The 17,766-nt window shown below is 59.6% G+C and carries 17 protein-coding genes; 12 read left to right on the plus strand and 5 right to left on the minus strand.

Features of this window, described 5'->3' with window-relative positions; all coding sequences use genetic code 11:
- Nucleotides 1–6: 6 nt before the first annotated feature.
- The 3 genes from ACZ9BB_RS08050 to ACZ9BB_RS08060 form a co-directional block, all read right to left on the minus strand.
- Nucleotides 7–975 (minus strand): ABC transporter substrate-binding protein, encoded by a 969-nt coding sequence (locus ACZ9BB_RS08050; RefSeq protein WP_476213282.1) that lies wholly within the window; start codon nucleotides 973–975, stop codon nucleotides 7–9.
- A 127-nt stretch (nucleotides 976–1,102) separates the two neighbouring features.
- Nucleotides 1,103–2,686 carry a rhodanese-related sulfurtransferase gene (locus ACZ9BB_RS08055; protein WP_476213283.1) on the minus strand — a complete coding sequence of 528 codons (1,584 nt, stop codon included), beginning with the start codon at nucleotides 2,684–2,686 and terminating at the stop codon, nucleotides 1,103–1,105.
- On the minus strand, nucleotides 2,683–3,291 hold the full coding sequence (locus ACZ9BB_RS08060; RefSeq protein WP_476213284.1) for a cysteine dioxygenase family protein: 609 nt from the start codon (nucleotides 3,289–3,291) through the stop codon (nucleotides 2,683–2,685). The genes ACZ9BB_RS08055 and ACZ9BB_RS08060 overlap by 4 nt, the downstream gene beginning before the upstream one ends.
- A gap of 230 nt (nucleotides 3,292–3,521) precedes the next feature.
- On the opposite strand from ACZ9BB_RS08060, the gene ACZ9BB_RS08065 reads away from it, so the two are divergent.
- Complete coding sequence (locus ACZ9BB_RS08065) at nucleotides 3,522–4,427, plus strand: LysR family transcriptional regulator (protein WP_476213285.1); 906 nt, start codon at nucleotides 3,522–3,524, stop codon at nucleotides 4,425–4,427.
- A gap of 120 nt (nucleotides 4,428–4,547) precedes the next feature.
- Entirely contained in the window at nucleotides 4,548–5,342 is a 795-nt protein-coding gene (locus tag ACZ9BB_RS08070) for a class II aldolase/adducin family protein (protein ID WP_476213286.1), read from the plus strand.
- 123 nt (nucleotides 5,343–5,465) lie between these two features.
- On the opposite strand, the gene ACZ9BB_RS08075 is transcribed toward ACZ9BB_RS08070, so the two are convergent.
- Nucleotides 5,466–6,554, minus strand: coding sequence for an LLM class flavin-dependent oxidoreductase (locus ACZ9BB_RS08075; RefSeq protein ID WP_476213287.1), 1,089 nt, complete (start codon nucleotides 6,552–6,554; stop codon nucleotides 5,466–5,468).
- A 362-nt stretch (nucleotides 6,555–6,916) separates the two neighbouring features.
- Between ACZ9BB_RS08075 and ACZ9BB_RS08080 the strand changes: the two genes are divergently transcribed.
- The 6 genes from ACZ9BB_RS08080 to ACZ9BB_RS08105 all read left to right on the plus strand — a co-directional run bounded on the left by ACZ9BB_RS08080 (nucleotide 6,917) and on the right by ACZ9BB_RS08105 (nucleotide 11,714).
- Nucleotides 6,917–7,789 carry an ABC transporter permease gene (locus ACZ9BB_RS08080; RefSeq protein ID WP_094989689.1) on the plus strand — a complete coding sequence of 291 codons (873 nt, stop codon included), beginning with the start codon at nucleotides 6,917–6,919 and terminating at the stop codon, nucleotides 7,787–7,789.
- Between the two features lies 1 nt (nucleotide 7,790).
- Nucleotides 7,791–8,579: an ABC transporter ATP-binding protein gene (locus ACZ9BB_RS08085; RefSeq protein ID WP_476213288.1), complete on the plus strand. Its 789-nt coding sequence runs from the start codon at nucleotides 7,791–7,793 to the stop codon at nucleotides 8,577–8,579.
- A 37-nt stretch (nucleotides 8,580–8,616) separates the two neighbouring features.
- Nucleotides 8,617–9,642: an ABC transporter substrate-binding protein gene (locus ACZ9BB_RS08090; protein WP_476213289.1), complete on the plus strand. Its 1,026-nt coding sequence runs from the start codon at nucleotides 8,617–8,619 to the stop codon at nucleotides 9,640–9,642.
- A 48-nt stretch (nucleotides 9,643–9,690) separates the two neighbouring features.
- Nucleotides 9,691–10,503, plus strand: coding sequence for an energy transducer TonB (locus ACZ9BB_RS08095; protein WP_476213290.1), 813 nt, complete (start codon nucleotides 9,691–9,693; stop codon nucleotides 10,501–10,503).
- An 85-nt stretch (nucleotides 10,504–10,588) separates the two neighbouring features.
- Nucleotides 10,589–11,311: a MotA/TolQ/ExbB proton channel family protein gene (locus ACZ9BB_RS08100; RefSeq protein ID WP_476213291.1), complete on the plus strand. Its 723-nt coding sequence runs from the start codon at nucleotides 10,589–10,591 to the stop codon at nucleotides 11,309–11,311.
- A gap of 1 nt (nucleotide 11,312) precedes the next feature.
- The gene (locus tag ACZ9BB_RS08105) at nucleotides 11,313–11,714 is read left to right on the plus strand and encodes an ExbD/TolR family protein (RefSeq protein WP_019578566.1); all 402 of its coding nucleotides are present in this window, start codon (nucleotides 11,313–11,315) and stop codon (nucleotides 11,712–11,714) included.
- 144 nt (nucleotides 11,715–11,858) lie between these two features.
- Here the strand turns inward: ACZ9BB_RS08105 and ACZ9BB_RS08110 are convergent, their stop codons facing one another.
- Complete coding sequence (locus tag ACZ9BB_RS08110; RefSeq protein WP_476213292.1) at nucleotides 11,859–12,602, minus strand: GntR family transcriptional regulator; 744 nt, start codon at nucleotides 12,600–12,602, stop codon at nucleotides 11,859–11,861.
- Nucleotides 12,603–12,737: 135 nt separating this feature from the next.
- Between ACZ9BB_RS08110 and ACZ9BB_RS08115 the strand changes: the two genes are divergently transcribed.
- Genes ACZ9BB_RS08115 through ACZ9BB_RS08130 form a run of 4 tightly spaced genes read left to right on the plus strand, consistent with a single transcriptional unit; the run spans nucleotide 12,738 to nucleotide 17,752 of the window.
- Nucleotides 12,738–13,574: an ABC transporter ATP-binding protein gene (locus ACZ9BB_RS08115; protein WP_476213293.1), complete on the plus strand. Its 837-nt coding sequence runs from the start codon at nucleotides 12,738–12,740 to the stop codon at nucleotides 13,572–13,574.
- A complete protein-coding gene (locus ACZ9BB_RS08120; protein ID WP_476213294.1) occupies nucleotides 13,571–14,572 on the plus strand; it encodes an ABC transporter substrate-binding protein in 1,002 nt (333 codons plus the stop codon). Before ACZ9BB_RS08115 ends, ACZ9BB_RS08120 begins: the two co-directional genes overlap by 4 nt.
- A gap of 7 nt (nucleotides 14,573–14,579) precedes the next feature.
- Nucleotides 14,580–15,329, plus strand: coding sequence for an ABC transporter permease (locus ACZ9BB_RS08125; protein WP_454186292.1), 750 nt, complete (start codon nucleotides 14,580–14,582; stop codon nucleotides 15,327–15,329).
- Nucleotides 15,330–15,382: 53 nt separating this feature from the next.
- Nucleotides 15,383–17,752 (plus strand): CehA/McbA family metallohydrolase domain-containing protein, encoded by a 2,370-nt coding sequence (locus tag ACZ9BB_RS08130; RefSeq protein ID WP_476213295.1) that lies wholly within the window; start codon nucleotides 15,383–15,385, stop codon nucleotides 17,750–17,752.
- Nucleotides 17,753–17,766 lie beyond the last annotated feature (14 nt).

Below are 17,766 nucleotides of genomic sequence, written 5' to 3' on the forward strand. Positions count from 1 at the left end.
ACTCCTTTAGCGCGAAGCCTGGGTAAGTGGGGGACGTTTGCTGTTGAAGCTCTTGTCGAAGCCTTGGGAGACGTCGATGTGTCGGGTCAGCAAGCCTTCTTCCTGATAGATGTCGGCGGTGGCCTGCAAGCCGCTGACGACCGCGTCGTCAATCACCACCGGCTGCATGTGGGTCGCTTTGGCCACGGCCACATGCACCGCCAGGGGCAGGCCGGTGATTTTGGCCTGGGCGGCGGCGTACTCATTGGGGTGCTCGTTGCTCCAACGGTAGGCCCGGTCGACCCGGGCGACGAAGTCGTCCAGTTGCTGGCGCTTATCGACGATGGCCTGATCGGTGGCTGCGAGATAAAGGTGATTGCTCAGCAGGTTGCTGCCGCTGACCAGGATCTTGGCCTGACTCTGAGAGGTGACGACGGTGGTGTAGGGATCCCACGTGGACCAGGCATCCGCGGTGCCGTTATCCAGCACCAGTCTTGACTCGCTGGGCAGCAGGAAAACGAACTGCACATCCTGGGTACTCAGGCCGGCGCCGCGCAGGGCCTTGATGGCCAGGTAGTGCCCGATCGAGCCGCGTGTGGTGACGATGCGCTTGCCCTTGAGGCCTGAGACATCCTTGATCGGTGAATCCTTGGGCACAAGAATGGCAGTGGTATTGCGCCCCTCGGCATGAATGATGCTGACCACTTTGAGTGGCGCACCGGCGCCGAGGGCGAACACATAAGGCGCATCGCCCAGGGCGCCGATGTCCACCGCTCCAGCGTTCAACGCTTCACCTAACGGCGCGGCGGCGGGGAACTCGGAGAACTGGATCTGGTAGGGCACGTTTTTCAGTTCACCGGAGACCTCCAGCAGTACCTTGATCGTGGACTTTTGATTGGCCACCAACAGCGGTTGCAGGTCGGCGGCGTGAGTGACGGCGCCAAAGGTGAGGGCGGTGGCGATCAGCAGATATTTGAACGGCTGGGTGAAACTCATAACAGCATGCTCCAGGCGGGACTTGATGCTTCATGTCACCTCCGCCTGGAGAAAGGGGTCGGGCTGAATTCAACGTTGGGCGTATCAAACGGCGCTGCCCGGTATACGGCGCAGAAGCCTTAAGGGCTCAGATCACAAAAAAGCCATGGGTGGCGTCGCGGGCCAGTTGCGCCACCAATCCATATTCCCAGTCCAGATAGGCTTGCATTGCTTCGCGAGGACTGTCGGTGCCTTCATAGGGGCGGCGATAGCGATCAATGCGCGGTGAAGCCAGATGAGTTTCACCGTCTTGCAGTGGCAGTTGCGCAGCGATCCAGCTGGCCGTACCGCCCTTGAGCAGGAACACCGGCTTGCCGGTCAGGGCCTCGACATCAGCGACAGCCAGCCGTGCCAATTGGCTGCTGCCACAGGTCAGCACGTAGCGTTGTGCGGCCGGTACGTTGGCCAGCGCTTCGCGCAATTGCCCACGCAGCACCCACCACGCGCCGGGGATATGGCGTTTGACGTAGTTGGCGCTGCTGGTGAAATCCAGCACCACACTGTCGCCATGGGTCAGCCACTCGGCCAGGGTTTCGGGGCTGATTTCCTCGACCTGCTGCGGCGCAGGGACCGGCGCCTGCCAGGCACCTTTTTCACTGAAATGCGCCGGCTGCAGGTCATCTAGCACATGCACCTCCCACCCCAGTTGCGACAGCCAGGACGCCGACATGTTGGCGCGCACGCCGTCGTCGTCCACCAGCACCAGGCGCGCGCCACGCACGCTGGCAAAGTGATCGGTTTCCTGCACCAGTTGGCCGCCCGGTGTCGAGCGGGCGGCGGGCAGGTGGCCAGTCTCGAATTCTTCCGGGGTGCGGACGTCGAACAGGTAAGTGCTGCGGGTTGCTTCTTGTTGCCAGCCTTGCAAGTCGGCCAGGGTTGCGCGACCGACCAGCGCTTTGTCGGCGACGCGACGGGCATCCTGAGCGGCGATGTGTCGGTGTTCTTCGCTGGTCGGCGCGAAACGGCGCGACTGGCCGTGTTGCAGTTTTTGACCGGCCAGGGTCCAGCCGATGGTGCCGTTGCGCAAGGCGGAAACCGGGTTGGGGATGCCTGAGTTGATCAACGACTGCGTGCCGATGATGCTGCGGGTGCGCCCGGCGCAGTTGACGATGATCCGCGTCGCCGGGTCCGGTGCCAGTTCTCGGGCGCGCAATACCAACTCCGCGCCCGGAACGCTGATGCCGGTGGGAATGCTCATGGTTTGATATTCATCGAAGCGCCGGGCGTCGAGCACCACCACGTCGGCCTCGCTGTCGAGCAGCGCCTGAACTTCTTCCGCCGCCAAGGACGGTGTGTGACGTTGACTTTCTACCAATTCACCGAAGGCTTTGCTCGGCACGTTCACGTCGATAAACAGCTCGCCACCGGCGCGGCGCCAACCGTCCAGGCCACCCTCCAGCAAGCCGACATTGATGTAGCCGAGTTGTTGCAAGCGCTGAGCGGCGATCTGCGCCAGGCCTTCGCCGTTGTCGTAGACGGTCACCGGGGTATTCAGCCGTGGGATCCGCGAGTACACCTCAAGCTCAAGCCTGGACAGTGGAATGTTGGCGGCGAACAACGGATGCGCCTCGGCGAAGGGCGCCTCTTCACGCACATCGACGAGGGCCAGCTCTTCTTTGTTCAACAGTGCCTTTCGAATCTCGGCGAAGGAGCGGATCAGTAGGGTGCTCATAGGGCTTGGCTCTCTTTGGACAGATCCCAGATGTTGGGGAGAAAGGCGTTGGAATAACCGGAGATAAACAGTTTCTCGCTGCCATCGGGCTGATACACCGCGCGGTGCACGGCGCCGATGTTGGCGCCATAGACATGGATGCTGATGGACACCTGATCATCAAAGGCATTGCTGACTTGATGAATGTCGCCAATCTTGGGCGACACCGCTTCGACCTGGCCGGGTTCCAGCTGTATCCGCTGGCCCTCGGGCACCAGGGTGCCGTCAGGGTTGCGGGCGAATCCCTGCGAGTACTCCGCGCCGCGCAACATGCCGATCAGGCCCCAGACCCGATGATCGTGGATCGGTGTACGTTGCCCCGGCCCCCAGACAAAACTGACGACGCTGAAGCGCTGTCGTGAATCGGCATGCAACAGGTATTGCTGATAACGCTGCGGATCGGGGCGGGCAAAGTCTTCCGGCAGCCAGTCGTCGTGGCTGACCAATTGGCCGAGCAGCTTGGCGCCGCGATGCAACAGGTCACCCTCGCGCGGATGGCTGTCGATCAGTTCAGCCAGGGCGCCTATGAATGCTCTGAGTCTCTCCGGGTGTCGGGCCTGGGTCATGGCGATTCCATCGTTCGTTTCGAAGGTTGTTGCGATTATCTAAGCATAATGATTGTTCTTAATATGCTATTTTTTAATGATTAGGTTATAGCTGAAAGGAATTAAGAACTCGATTGAATAGCGTTAGACGTTATCGATAGGAGCCGGGGAGCGCTCCGGGCTATCCAGACTCCAGCAATAGAACTATGCTTTTCAGACATCTTATTGACTGTTCTCTATGTGCGGGCCAAATGAAAATTGATGATATCGATGCCTTCGTCGAAGTGATTCGTTGCCAGTCCATCAGCCATGCGGCCGAGTCGTTGCAATTGACCCAGCCGGCCATTACCCGGCGTGTGCAGAACTTCGAGCAAGCATTGGGCGTGGAGCTTTTCGACCGCAACACCAAGCCGCTCAAGCCCACGTTGATCGGCACGCGGGTGTATGAACAGTGCCGTTTGATCCTGCGGGAAATGGACGCATTGCGCGAACTGGTGGCCACCGACGCGCCACCCACCGGGCTGCTGCGTTTGGGTGTTCCGCAAACCATCGGCGATGTGGTGCTGCTCGATGCCCTCAAGCACCTGCGCGTCGAATACCCCGAATTGCGCGCGCAGGTGGCAACAGGGTGGGGCAGTCAACTGGTCGGCAAGATCGAACGTGGTGAACTGGACGCCGCGGCGGCGCTGTTCCCGGCGGGCAAGATTTTTCCGGACAACATCGTCGGTGAGTCCATCGGCAAGATGGAATTGGTGGTGGTCTGCGCCAAGGCGCAAGTGCCCAAGCGTGCATGCAAACTCGCCGACGTTTACCAGAGTGGCTGGATTCTCAACCCTGACGGCTGCGGTTTTCGCGCCGGGTTGCAACGAACCTTGTCTGACCAGGGGTTGGCTCTGAGGGTCAATCTGGAAACCTTCGGTACTGAATTGCAGTTGGGCCTGGTCGCCGACGGTCTGGGGCTCGGGCTGGTGCCGCGTCCGTTGCTGGAGCGCAGTGCGCATTTCGATCAGTTGGCGGTGATGCCGCTCAAGGATTTCAAACCGCTGATGGACCTGTGGCTGATTTACCCGCACTTTCTCGGCAACCTGCAAGGGCCGGTCGATGCCTTTGGCAAACTGGTCGCCGGGTCGCTGCAGAAGCTAAAGAACGCGGCATGACGAGCGACTGAAGACATAAAAAAAAATGATAATTAGCTTAGATTAAAATGTGCTTTTTATTATTTTTTGGCATCCCCTAGGCTGGCTGGAAATCCTTAAGGCCATCCAGGAAGTTTTGCCATGAGCAGCGTCAGCCCGTTATCCAGCGTCTCAAAAAATGTTCGCCAGCGCGTCACTCCCGAAGAATGGGAAGTGCGGGTCAAACTGGCCGCAGCCTATCGGCTCGCGGCGTTGTTCAAGTGGACTGACCACATCTACACGCATTTTTCCGCGCGGGTGCCGGGACCTGAGGAACATTTCCTGATCAATGCCTTCGGGTTGTTGTTCGATGAAATTACTGCGTCCAACCTGGTCAAGGTCGACATCGACGGCACCATCGTCGACGACCCGACCGGCCTGGGCATCAACTACGCCGGGTATGTGATTCACAGCGCCATTCACGGCGCGCGTCCCGACCTGCAAGCGGTCCTGCATACCCACACCCGCGACGGTATCGCGGTATCGGCCCAGCGCGATGGGCTGTTGCCGATCTCGCAGCATTCCATCGGTTTTTCCGGGCGGGTGGCCTATCACGGTTACGAAGGCATCGCCCTGGACCTGGACGAGCGTGAACGGCTGGTGGCGGACCTGGGGGACAAAAGTGTGCTGATCCTGCGCAACCACGGACTGCTGACCGCTGGTGTCAGCGTTGAACACGCCTTCCAGCAACTGCACGGCCTGGAGCGTGCCTGCAACATTCAGATCGCGGCGCAGGCCGGTGGCAATGCCGAGCTGGTCTTCCCGCCGGCCGAAGTGGTGGCCAAGGTCGAGAAGCAGGCCGAGGTGCTCAAAAGTGGTGACGGGCCGGGTGTTGCGCGGCACTGGGATGCGCTGATTCGGCAGTTGGAAAGGACTGATACGGCATATAGGGAGTAATTGAAGAGCAAGATCAAAGGATCGCAGCCTGCGGCAGCTCCTACAAGGGGAAGCGAACCCCTGTAGGAGCTGCCGCAGGCTGCGATCTTCTAAGGTCCTGAGGCTTAAAAGATCAAGGATGGTTCAAGCCACCTTTTCCGCCGCTTGCCGTTCACGTTCCGCCACCAGCTGACGGGTCAGCGGGATCAGGCGCTTGCCATAATCGATGGCGTCATCAAGTGGGTCAAAGCCGCGGATCAGGAACGTGGTGATGCCCAAGTCGTAGTAGTCGAGCAGGGCTTCGGCGACTTGTTCCGGGGTGCCGACCAGCGAGGTCGAATTGCCTTGTGCGCCGAGCAGGCCGGCGATCCCGGTCCACAGGCGCTTATCCAGACGCGAGCCCTGGGCTGCGGCCGCCAGCAAGCGCCGGGAGCCTTCGTTCGGTGGTTCGCGACGAACAAAACCGTTCTGTTCGGCCAATGCTGTGGCTTGTTGCAGGATGCGCTCGGCACGTTCCCAGGCTTGCGCTTCGGTGTCGGCCAGAATCGGTCGCAACGACAGGCTGAAACGAATGCTGCGCCCATGCTTGGCCGCCTCGGCGCGCACCTGATTCACCACTTCGCGCACCTGTTCGTAGGTTTCGCCCCACAGCGCGTAAACGTCCGCATGCTTACCAGCCACCGCGATGGCCGCCGCCGATGAGCCACCAAAATACAGCGGTATGTTTGGCTGTTGTGGCGACTTCACTTGCGAGTGCGCACCCTCGACCTGGTAGTACTTGCCCTGATAGTCGAAGGGCTTTTCGCGGGTCCATTCCTGACGTAGCACGTCGAGGTATTCATCGGTGCGGGCGTAGCGCTCGTCTTTGCCGATGTAGCTTCCATCGGCGCGTAATTCGCGATCATCGCCGCCGGTGATGATATGCACGGCAGTGCGTCCACCATTGAACACGTCGAGGGTGGTGAACTGTCGTGCGGCCAGGGTAGGGGAGGCGAATCCCGGTCGATGGGCAATCAGGAACTTCAGCTTTTTCGTCACGCTGGCGGCATGGGAGGCAATCAGCGTGCTGTCCGGACTGTTGGAGTGGAACGCCACCAGGGCGCGGTCGAAACCGGCTTCCTCATGGGCGCGGGCGACAGTCTCCACATATTCGGGCTGCAACACCGGGCCGCTGCGCGGCTGGGTTTCCGAGGATTGGTGGCCACCGATGTAACCGATAAATTCGATGCTCATGCTGAGTTCCTTGTCTTTGGATAGGCGTGATTCAAGCCTCCACCGGGCAGGGGGTCGGTCTGTGACGTCGAAAGTAGGCGCAGCGGGGCAGGGCTGTGAAATGCCGTTTTGTTCTAAGTTAATTATTAATTAAATGAATCATAAAAAATACAAGATATCAGTAATACGCATTTTAATCGGCGTCAGGAATGCATCCGCCACAGGACGTGGGTTGCAGGGTTTAATTATGCAAATAATTTATCTGGATTATTTTCTATCTGATTTTTAATCATATTAGGTTATTCCCAAAAAGAATTTCACTGGTGTTTTTTATGCGAATAGCATGAAACCGAAGCCATATTCTTGATGAGGAAGGAAGCCTGATGACCGAAAAGACCTTCGATACGCAGAGCACTAGTAGCTCGTTTTCCGTCAGCAAGGCTGTTGAAAGCCAGGGTGCGTCGAAGCTGATCCCCGACTGGCTACACAACTGGCGAACCCCCGAAGTCTTTCTGCGCCTGCTCAGCCCGATTGCGTTGCTGCTCTTGTGGGAACTGGCGTCGCAGCTCGGCCTGATCCCACAACGGATCATCGCCGCACCCTCGCAAATCGGCGGCACCCTCTGGGCGATGATCGTCTCCGGGGAGCTGGGCAAGCATTTGCTGGTGTCACTGCAGCGCGCGCTGCTGGGCTTGAGTATCGGCGTCAGCGTCGGCGTCGTCGCGGCACTGATCACCGGTTTGTCCAAGCGCGGTGAGGTAATCCTCGATTCGCCGATGCAGATGCTGCGCACCATTCCTTCCTTGGCGCTGGTGCCGTTGTTCATTCTCTGGTTCGGCATCGGCGAGTTCACCAAGATCGCCCTGATCGTCACCGGTACCACCTTCCCGGTGTACCTGAACCTGTTCGCCGGGATTCGCAACATCGACCCCAAGTTGATCGAGGCCGCCAACACCCTGGGCCTGAATCGTCGCGAGTTGATCTGGCATGTGATCCTGCCGGGGTCATTGCCCTCATTCTTTGTCGGCCTGCGTTACTCCCTGGGGATTTCCTGGCTGGCCCTGGTGTTCGTCGAACAAATCAACACCACCGCCGGCATCGGTTTTCTGGCCAGTGATGCGCGGGACTTCATGCGCACCGACGTGATCGTTATCTGCCTGCTTATTTACAGCGTCCTCGGCTTATTGATCGACGGACTGATCCGCACGCTGGAGCGTTTTGCCCTGGCCTGGCGCCCATCTTTTGTGAGGAACTGACATGTCGACTATCGCGGCAAAAAACCTGCAGTCAGAAGCACCGGTACAACTGCGTAATGTGGTGCGCCAATTTGGCCAGCAACGGGTCATCGATGGCCTGGACCTGGACATCGCACCGGGCGAATTCGTCGCGCTGCTCGGGGCCAGCGGTTCGGGCAAGACTACTTTGCTGCGCAGCCTGGCCGGCCTGGACAGTATCGACAGCGGTCAGCTGCTGGTGCCCAAGGCACGGGCCGCGGTATTTCAGGAGCCCCGATTGATGCCGTGGAAGCGCGCCTGGAAGAATGTGATTCTTGGTCTGCACACCCCGGACGCCAAGGCTCGTGCGGTGCAGGCGCTGACGGAAGTGGGACTGGCCCATCGGCTTGAAGCTTTCCCGGCGACGCTTTCCGGTGGCGAAGCGCAACGCGTGGCACTGGCCCGTGGGCTGGTGCGCGAACCCAAGCTGCTGCTACTCGACGAACCGTTCGCCGCGCTCGATGCACTGACCCGGATTCGCATGCATCGGCTGATCATCGAATTATGGCGTAAACACGACCCGGCAGTGCTGCTGGTCACCCATGACGTGGACGAAGCCATCCTGCTGGCCGATCGGGTGATCGTGCTGGCCAACGGCAAGATCGCCGAACAATTGTCGATCGATCTGCCGCGAGCTCGAGACACCGGTCAGGAGGGGTTTCAGGAAATCCGTGCGCGCTTGCTGAGTTTGTTGGGGGTTGAAGTGGAAACCGTTGCCGTGGCTGGACGTCAACTCACGAACAGCACTGTCCGGCGTTTTGCCCATGGCTGACGCAGCTTCCAACTCATTGATACAGGAATGTTCTGTTATGCCGATCCTCGTTCGGAAATCTGCACTGGTGTTGTTGTCCAGCGTCGCGTTGTTGCTCGGCGGTTGCGGTGACACGGTTGCGCCCCAATCTTCATCCGCTGCCAAGTCAGACTTGTCCGGCGTGAAGCTGATTCTGGGCGATCAAGCCAAGGGCTTGCGCACCGTGGTCGAGGCGGCGAATGCGTTGGAGGGCATCGACTACAAAGTTGAATGGGCGAACTTCCAGGGTGCTGCTCCCTTATTCGAAGCCTTGCGTGCCGGTGCCGTCGATCTGGGGCCGGCCGGTGATACGCCGGTGCTTGCCGCCGCGACCGGGGGCACGCCATTGCGCATCGTCGCGGTACGGCGCAGTCAATCAAGGGGCATTGCGATCCTGGTTCCGGCTAATTCGGATATCCGCACCGTTGCCGACTTGAAAGGCCGCAATATCGTGGTGTCTTCGGCCCGCGGCAGCATTTCCCAATACCTGTTGATTCGCGCCCTGGCCAATGCCGGTGTCGATGAGAAGGACGTCAAGGTCGGATTCGTCCTGCCGACCGATGCCTTGTCCGCATTCAACGCCGGCAAGATCGAAGCCTGGGCCACTTTCGGGATTTATCAGGCGTTTGCCGAGCAGCAGGGCGCTCGGGTGCTGATCAGCGGCGAGGGGATCAACACCGGGCTGACCTTCATCACGGCTTCCGATGAAGTGCTCGCCGACCCACTCAAGCGCAAAGCACTTAGCGACGTGTTGCAGCGTTTCGCCAAGGCCTTCGAATGGGCTCGGCAACACCCCGACGAATATGCGCGGGTGTTCGCCAAGGTCAACGATATTCCCCTGGAAGTCTCGCAGCGACTACGCAGCTGGGGTGACGAAGCGCTGTTGCCGCTCGAACCACGGGATGTTCAGGCGCTACAGCAAGTCGATGACTTGTTCGTGGAAAAGAACATTTTTCCCCATCGTGTCGATGTGCAAAAGCTGACGGATGATCAGGTGTTTTCCCTGGTGCCTTTGACATTGACGCAATCGGAGCCGGCACGTTAGTCCGGGTCCAGGCGCGTGTTCAATTTGAATGTTTACAGGAGTCAATGAATGGGCAATGTCCAGAGCGCCGCAAGTGCCCTAGAGGTGTTTCGGCACCCGGCACCCGGTGGCGAGTTGCTCGACCTTGGCCGGGTTTTCCGCGAACCCCTGGCACTGTCGCGGCTGCACAGCACGCCCAAGCGTGTGTTGAGTCGTCGCGAAGGGGTCTTGCTGGGCGTGTTCGCGCTGGTGCTGCATGGCGCGGTGATTGTCTGGGTCAACCAGACACCACCGCCGGCATTGCCAGTGGTGCCACCGGAAATTCCGCCGATGACTATCGAGTTCTCGCAGCCGGCACCACCGGTGGTGATGCCGCCACCGCCCGAGCCGATTCCCCAGCCCGTGGTCGAACCACCACCGCCGGTTGAAGATGAGCTGGCTGTGAAACCACCGCCACCTAAGCCCATCCCCAAACCAAAGCCCGTGGTTAAACCGGTGCCTAAACCCGTGGCCAAGCCGGTAGAGCAGACACCGGCACCGCCCGCGCCGCCACAACCGGTCGCCACGCCTGCACCCCCAGCACCACCGGCACCGAAACCGGTGACCCCAGCGTCGGCCAGCGCCGGTTACCTGAAGAACCCGGCGCCGGAATACCCCTCGCTGGCGATGCGTCGCGGCTGGGAAGGCACGGTGCTGCTGCGGGTGCATGTCCTGGCCAGCGGCAAACCCGGTGAAATCCAGATCCAGAAAAGCAGCGGCCGAGATCAACTCGATGACGCCGCACTGGCTGCGGTCAAGCGCTGGAGTTTCGTCCCGGCCAAGCAGGGCGATATTGCCCAGGACGGCTGGGTCAGCGTGCCCATCGACTTCAAAATCAAGTAATTCAACCCCATCGATAGAACCGCGGGCCACCTGACAAAAGGCGCATCGCTACAACCGATCCATAGCCTTGTTGGAGAGCCTGAACATGAACCTGATCGCATCCCCCTTCGAATCCATCGAACATACCGTCATCTGGCTGTTGATCCTCTTTTCCGTGGCCACCTGGGGCCTTGCCTTGCTCAAGGGCGTGCAGTTCACCCGGCTCAAGACGCAGGATCGAAAATTCCATAAACACTTTTGGGCGGCCTCCAGCCTCGACTCGGCGGCCGAACTCGCCCAAAACCAACCCGGCGCGGCAGCCCGCGTCGCGCTGGCCGGTTATGCGGCGATTCAAGTCAGCGACAACCAGAATAGCGATCTCAGTCAGTCGATCAACCATCAAGACCGTCTCGAACGCGCCCTGCGCCAGCAGATCGTGCGAGAACGTCGCTCGCTGGAAAGCGGCCTGGCGATTCTCGCGAGTATCGGCAGCACCTCGCCCTTCATCGGCCTGTTCGGCACCGTCTGGGGGATCATGTCGGCGTTGAAAGGCATCAGTGCAGCGGGCTCGGCGAGTCTGGAAACCGTGGCCGGGCCCATCGGTGCCGCACTCGTCGCTACCGGTGTCGGGATTGCCGTCGCGGTACCCGCGGTGCTGGTCTACAACTACTTTTTGCGTCGCCTGAAGCTGACCGCCGCCGACCTCGATGACTTCGCCCACGACTTCTACAGCCTGGCGCAGAAGCATTCGTTCCGTGTGCTACTACACCCGGTCCTGAGCAAATCCGGCGCCACCGTCGCTGGACAGAAAGTAAAGGAGGCCTCCTGAAATGGCCTTCTCCACACAAGACAGCGATGAAGTGCTCAGCGAGATTAACGTCACGCCATTGGTGGATGTCATGTTGGTGTTACTGGTGGTGTTCATCGTCACCGCACCGCTGCTGACCAACGCGATCCCGATCAACTTGCCGAAGACCGAGTCGGTGGCGCCGGTGGAGCAGAAAGACCCGCTGGTGGTGAGCATCGATGACAAGGGCAAGGTGTTCATCAACAAGGACGAGATCCAGGCGGATCTGCTCGAGTTCAACCTACAGGCGGCCAAGGCGAAAAACCCCGATGTGCGCGTGCAGCTGCAGGCGGACAACGGGGTGAATTATGGCGAAGTCGCGCGGGCGATGGCCTCGATCGAGCGGGCCGGGATTACCAAGCTGTCGGTGATTACGGCGAAATAGGATTCGGGTTTATGGCAACTCCCTTTTCTCAAATCAGCAATCGTCTGAACAATCGCCGATTTACGGGCGTTGATCACGCTGGACGTACCACTCTGACCTTCGTATGGGGTTGGTTGGTTTCCAGCGTGTCCATAAGCGGTCGGTCTATCTGCCGCTTGTGGATTTGAAGACGCCGCTGAGGACGAAGGCATAGCGTTCCGGTCGGATAAAAAACGTTGTGCGGTCGCAACAGCGGCCGTCGGCAAACCAGGAGGTGCGTTCCATGACCAATAGCGCTGCGCCGCGTTTGACGTGCAGGGCGCTGGCCAGACTTTTGTCGGCTTCCTGCGCACGGATCGCCAGATCGGCACGAGTGACCGCCATGCCAGTGATCGATTCGAGAATGGAGTAGATCGGTTGATGTTCGACTTCAGTCCAGACCACGCTGGCCAATTCGGCCGGTAAATGGCTGCGTCCCAGCGCGATGGGCTCGTCATCGACGAAGTGCAGTCGCTCCAGAAGCAGGCAATCCTCAGCCTCTGCAAATACGGCGCGCAACGATTCGGGCACGGGCAGCAAGGTATGGTTGATGACACGCATGCTCGGCTTAAGTCCTTGCAGCAACAAGGCTTCATGAAAGCTGCGCAATGCATCCAGGTCGTGCCGCACCTGTTTGGCCGCTACGAAGGTGCCTTTGCCTTGCTTGCGTTCCACCACGCCATCGTCGCTGAGTTTGCCCACCGCCAGGCGAACCGTGACGCGGCTCACCGCAAAGCGTTGGCCTAGCTCCGCCTCTGACGGCAGCTTGCCGCTGGGTTCGTAGTCGCCACGCTGAATCTCTTCCAACAACTGATGGGCGATCTGTTCGTAAAGCGAGGTCGTGCTGTCGCGAAGAATGGACGTGGACACTGTCGGCTTCCATGGCCTTGGAGTGGGGCGTTGAGCCTTCACTTCTAAGGTTATAAAAATAGGTTATTGGGATGACATGTATTAATACGTATTATGTCAGGTATTCCCATTGTAAACGACCCGACGACACTTGCCATGCTCGAAACCACTTCTTACATACAGCAAGCCGATGCGCTGACGGTCGATGACATTAGCTTCAGCTACCCCAATGGGCATCGGGTGTTTACCTCTTTCAGTCTGAACGCTAAACCCGGTGAGTTCGTCGCGATCCTGGGGCCCTCCGGCTGCGGAAAAACCACCTTGCTGAATTTGTTGTCAGGCTTCCAGCAACCTCAGAGCGGGCAGATCAGCATCAATCAGACGGCGGTGCGTCCGGAGCGTTCAGAGTTGGGTTATGTGTTTCAGGCGCCGCAGTTGTTCCCCTGGCTGAGCGCTTTGGAAAACGTCCGTTTCGGTCTACGGATGACGGCTCAGGCCAACGAATCGCAGCAGCGGGCTCAAGCCTTGCAGTACCTGCGCCTGGTCGGTCTGGAGAATGCGGCGCATCGGTTGCCGCATCAGCTCTCTGGCGGAATGCAGCAGCGCGTCTCCCTGGCCAGAACCCTGGCACTCGAACCCAGCGTGTTGCTGATGGATGAGCCATTTGCCGCGCTGGATGCCATCAGTCGCAACAGCATGAATGAAGAGACCTTGCGCATCTGGGCAGAGCTGGGCCAGACGGTGTTGTTCATTACCCACGATATCGACGAAGCGGTGTTCCTGGCCGATCGGGTCATCGTGCTCAACATCGCCCCAGGCGGTATCCATAGCGAACTGAATATTCATCTGCCGCGGCCTCGCTCCAATCTGAAAACCCGCCGTTTGCCGGCCTTCCTCGACTACCGCAATGAGCTGATGGAGCGCATTTCCCAGGTCATGGAAGTGTCTGCAGCCACCGCTTATCCAACCCGCCAACCTGAGTTGACAGCATGATCAAACGCTCGCTGCTTGCCCTTTCATTGTCTGTTGCCGCACTGGCAAGCAGCACATTCGCCATGGCAGGCGAAGAGAAACCCCTGCGTGTGGGTTATGTCTTCGCCATGGCCAACGCGCCGGCGTTGATCGCCGACAAACAGGGTTACTACCGCGAGGAAGGCTTGAATGTCGATCTCAAGGCGTTGGGGGATGGTCCGGTCATTCAACAGGCACTGGCAGCCGGCGAGCTGGACGTTGCCTACGTCGGTACGCCACCGGTGTACCAATGGTTTTCCCGGGGGCTGCAAAGCCGGATTCTGGCGAAGGTCAATTACGGCCAGGCTGCGGTGATTGTCGACGCCAAGAGTCCGATTACGAAACTGGATGATCTCAAGGGAAAAAAACTGGCCGGGGTCAAGAAGGGCAGTGGCATGGATGTGTTGCTGCGCGGTTATGTCCTGAAAGAAAAGGCCGGGCTCAATCCTGACAAGGATCTGGACATCATCGATATGCCGCCCGGCAACATGAATGCCGCACTGGAACGTGGCATCGTCGACGCGGCGTTTTCCTGGGAGCCCTTTGTCAGCCAGTCGTTGTTGCGCGGGTCGAGCCGGGTTCTGCTCGACGTAAACCAGGCGTTGCCTGAATACCCGTGGTACGTGGTGATCGCGTTACCCAAAACCTTGCAGGAGCGACCGGACGATGTGGAGAAGCTGCTGCGCGCTCATCGCAAGGCCATCGCTTTCCTCAACGAACATCCGGCCGAGTCGAATCGAATTATCGCAGAGGCATTCAAACTCGAGCCGGTGCAAGGCGTTGACGGCAAAACCATTGCTCCAGAAACCATCGTCGCCCAAGCGCGGACGCGACTGGGCTGGTCCGCGGACTTGCAGGCTTCGGATATTCAGTTCATCCAGCGCCTGATGAATTACTCCCACGACCTGGGCTTTATCGATACCACGCTCAAGACCGACCAGATCGTGGATACCTCCTACCTGGAAAAAGCCTCGCGCTGAGTTCGCCATGTCCTTGCCAAAAGCCAATTGGGGATGGGCGTCACTGCCATTCCTGCTGTTGATCTGGATCGCCCTGGCCAGCCGCTTTCCCACTTACATCTTGCCGCAACCCTGGGACGTCGCCCGCGAGGCTGTGCGCTGGCTGGGCGACAGTTCGCTGTGGCAGCACCTCAGGGCCAGTGTCCTCGAAGAGGTGGGTGGTTTCTGTGCGGCAGTGATCGTCGCGATTCTGCTGGGTACGGCCGGAGGGCTGTCCTCGCGGTTTCGCGATTTCATCTCGCCGCTCAACAGCCTGTTCATGGCCATCCCGCCGATCGCTTGGGCGCCGCTGATCATGATCATTTTCGGCCTGGGCTATGTCTCCATCGTGCTGGTGATTTTCATTGCTGCGATGTTTCCCATGGCGGTGACCATTCAGGAGGGCGTGCAGAGTATTCGCGGCGGTGAAGTCCGTGCGGCACGCACTCTGGGCGCCAATTCCTGGCAATTGCTGGCCCACGTTTACCTGCCGGCCTCATTGCCCTTCGTGACAGCAGCCTTGCGCATTGGCTTCAGCCAGGGCTGGCGGGCGCTGGTCGCGGCGGAAATGATCGGTGCGTCCCAAGGCATTGGCTGGATGGTGTCGACAGGCGGGCAGATCGGCAACAGCAGTCAGGTGCTGCTGGGTATTGTCCTGATCGGCCTGATTGCCTGGCTGATGGAGAGTTTTGTGTTCAGGCGTATCGAGCGTCACTACCAGAAATGGCGCGTGCAATAAGCGTTGTTTTCGAACCCTTCAAATCTTTACTGGACCATTGCACGAGGTGTCATGTGAGTAACGTTTTCGATCCCCGCGAAGCCGGGCATTACATTGCCCCGCAAGGCCTCTACGAACGCAACAAGAAACGCCCGTTCCTGGGCAGCATCGGCTGTGATCGTGACACGCTGATTGCTGGGCAATGGGATGAAATTACACTGGTCTATGAGGTCGGTGGCAGCGGTCTGGCGGACGGCGCCTGGCTGAAACTGGCCTTCAAGTTCTACTCTGACTGGGCCTTGTTCCAGACTTCGAATCCGGCCGGCCCCAACTATGTCAGCGCCGAATATCAAGCCGGTGAGCTGGTCCCTGGGCAGAGCCAGGCCACGGTGCAGCACTTGAAAGTGCGCTTCGATCAGAAGGGTCATGAACGGCCATTTCAGAAAGCGATCATCATCGACATCATCGACGGATACCTGAACCCGGGGGACAAGATCACCATTCGCCTGGGCGATCGTCGTCAGGGCGGCGCGGGTACGCGGGTGCAGAGTTTCGTCGAAAAAGATTTTCGCTTCCGTTTGTTCATCGACCCACTGGGCAGCTCGAAATTTGCCGAGGTGCCGGGCGATCCGCTGCTGAACATCGTGCCGGGGCCGGCGCAAAGTGTGCAGTTGATTGTTCCTCGTCTAGTCAGCGCGGGTGAGGCGTTCGACGTTTTGCTCAGGGTGGATGATGCCTGGGGTAACACCTGCCGCAACTTGCCGCTCCAGGGCGTGCTGACCCTCGTTGACCCTGAAGGGGGCGAACGACAACAACCGTTCACCCTGGCAACTGAAGGTTGGGCGACTGCCCGGCTTGAAGGTTTTGACCTTGGTGCAGTGGGCGAGTGGCGTTTGTCGGCCGAGGTGGCGGCACCTGTTGTGCGCGCGGCCCAGGCGTTTGTCACGGTCGATCCGGCCGGCACGGCATTGCGCCCGCTGTACGCCGATCTGCATGTGCACTCCGATGACACCGTGGGCACGAACGACACGCTCTACAACCTCAGCTACGGTCGCGATGTTGCCGGTCTCGACGTACTCGGTTATACCGCCAACGATTTCAATATCACTGAGCAACGCTGGGATCAGGCGGTCCAGCTGATTCACGAGCTCAATGAACCGGGTCGATTTGTTTGTTATCCCGGCACCGAATGGTGCGGCAATTCTTGCGCGGGTGGCGACCGTAATGTGGTGTTCCTGCATGACCGCAAACCTGAATTTCCTTTCGACAATCAAGGACGGCTGGTGCGTTCCTTCGAATGGAACGAGTTCACCGCCGGCACCATCAAACCGGGCGCCTGGCCGGTGGACGAGTTGTACGCGGCCTATGCCAAGGATCCTGAAGGCCATCTGATGATGCCTCACGTCGGTGGACGCCGTTGCAACCTCGACTGGCATCATCCGGAGCTGGAGCGTCTGATCGAGGTTGGCTCGGCCTGGGGGCAATTCCATTGGGTCTACGCCGAAGCACTTCAGCGTGGTTATTGGGTCGGTGCCGCTGCCAACAGCGATGAGCATCAGGGCCGTTGCGGTGGTGGTGTCCCGGCCACGGCGGTGTTCGGCTCCCGTGGCGGGCTGACCGGTGTCGTCGCCGACGGCTTCGACCGAGCCAGTGTCGGCAAAGCACTTCGCGCCCGTCGCACCTTTGCCACCACTGGCGAGCGTTCGTTTGCCAGCCTGCGCCAGGGCCAGCACTTTATGGGTGAAGTGTTCACGGCCGATTCGAATGCCACGCTGGACTATCGACTGCTGGGCGAGGCGGGGTGGGAGCAGGTCGATCTGTTCGATGGCGACAAGCTGATCTGGTCGCGCAATCTGCATCAGGAGCTGGGGTTTTCCGCCCAACGTATTCGGCTGCGTCTGGGGGGCGCACGAATCAAGGACCGCTATCGCGGCGCTTACTGGACCGGCGAGATTCGGGTGACGGGCGCGGTCATCAGTGGCTTTCGCGCCTTGGGACTCGATCACCCCGAGCAAACTGTATGGCGCAAGGATGCAACGGTTCTGGCCTTTCGCACCGACACCAACGGCGACACCGACAGTATTGAAATCGACTTGTCGCAGCTGGCCGGCGCGACGTTGCAGATCCACAGCCGCATCGACAACTACATCAAGGTCGGCGACCCGTCTGAACCGCAACCTTACGTACACGCGCCGACTGTGCTGATGGAGTTGTCCGGTGAGGAGTTGCTGGCGCAATCACAAATTATCGAAGAGCTGCCGGGAGCGGAACTGAAAGTATCCCTTGAAAGAACAACTTCTGTGCCGCTGCCCCGCGAGCTGCAAGGGAAGATCGAGCTGGCGCAGCTGAATCTGCAGCCGGGCCGTGAACATCCATTGTTCATCTGCGCCCGGCAGCGCGATCAATCCAGGATCTGGACTTCGGCGCTGTTTCTTACGCTGTAAACGCTGATGCCCCG

The organism is Pseudomonas sp. TE3552 (genome assembly GCF_056278945.1).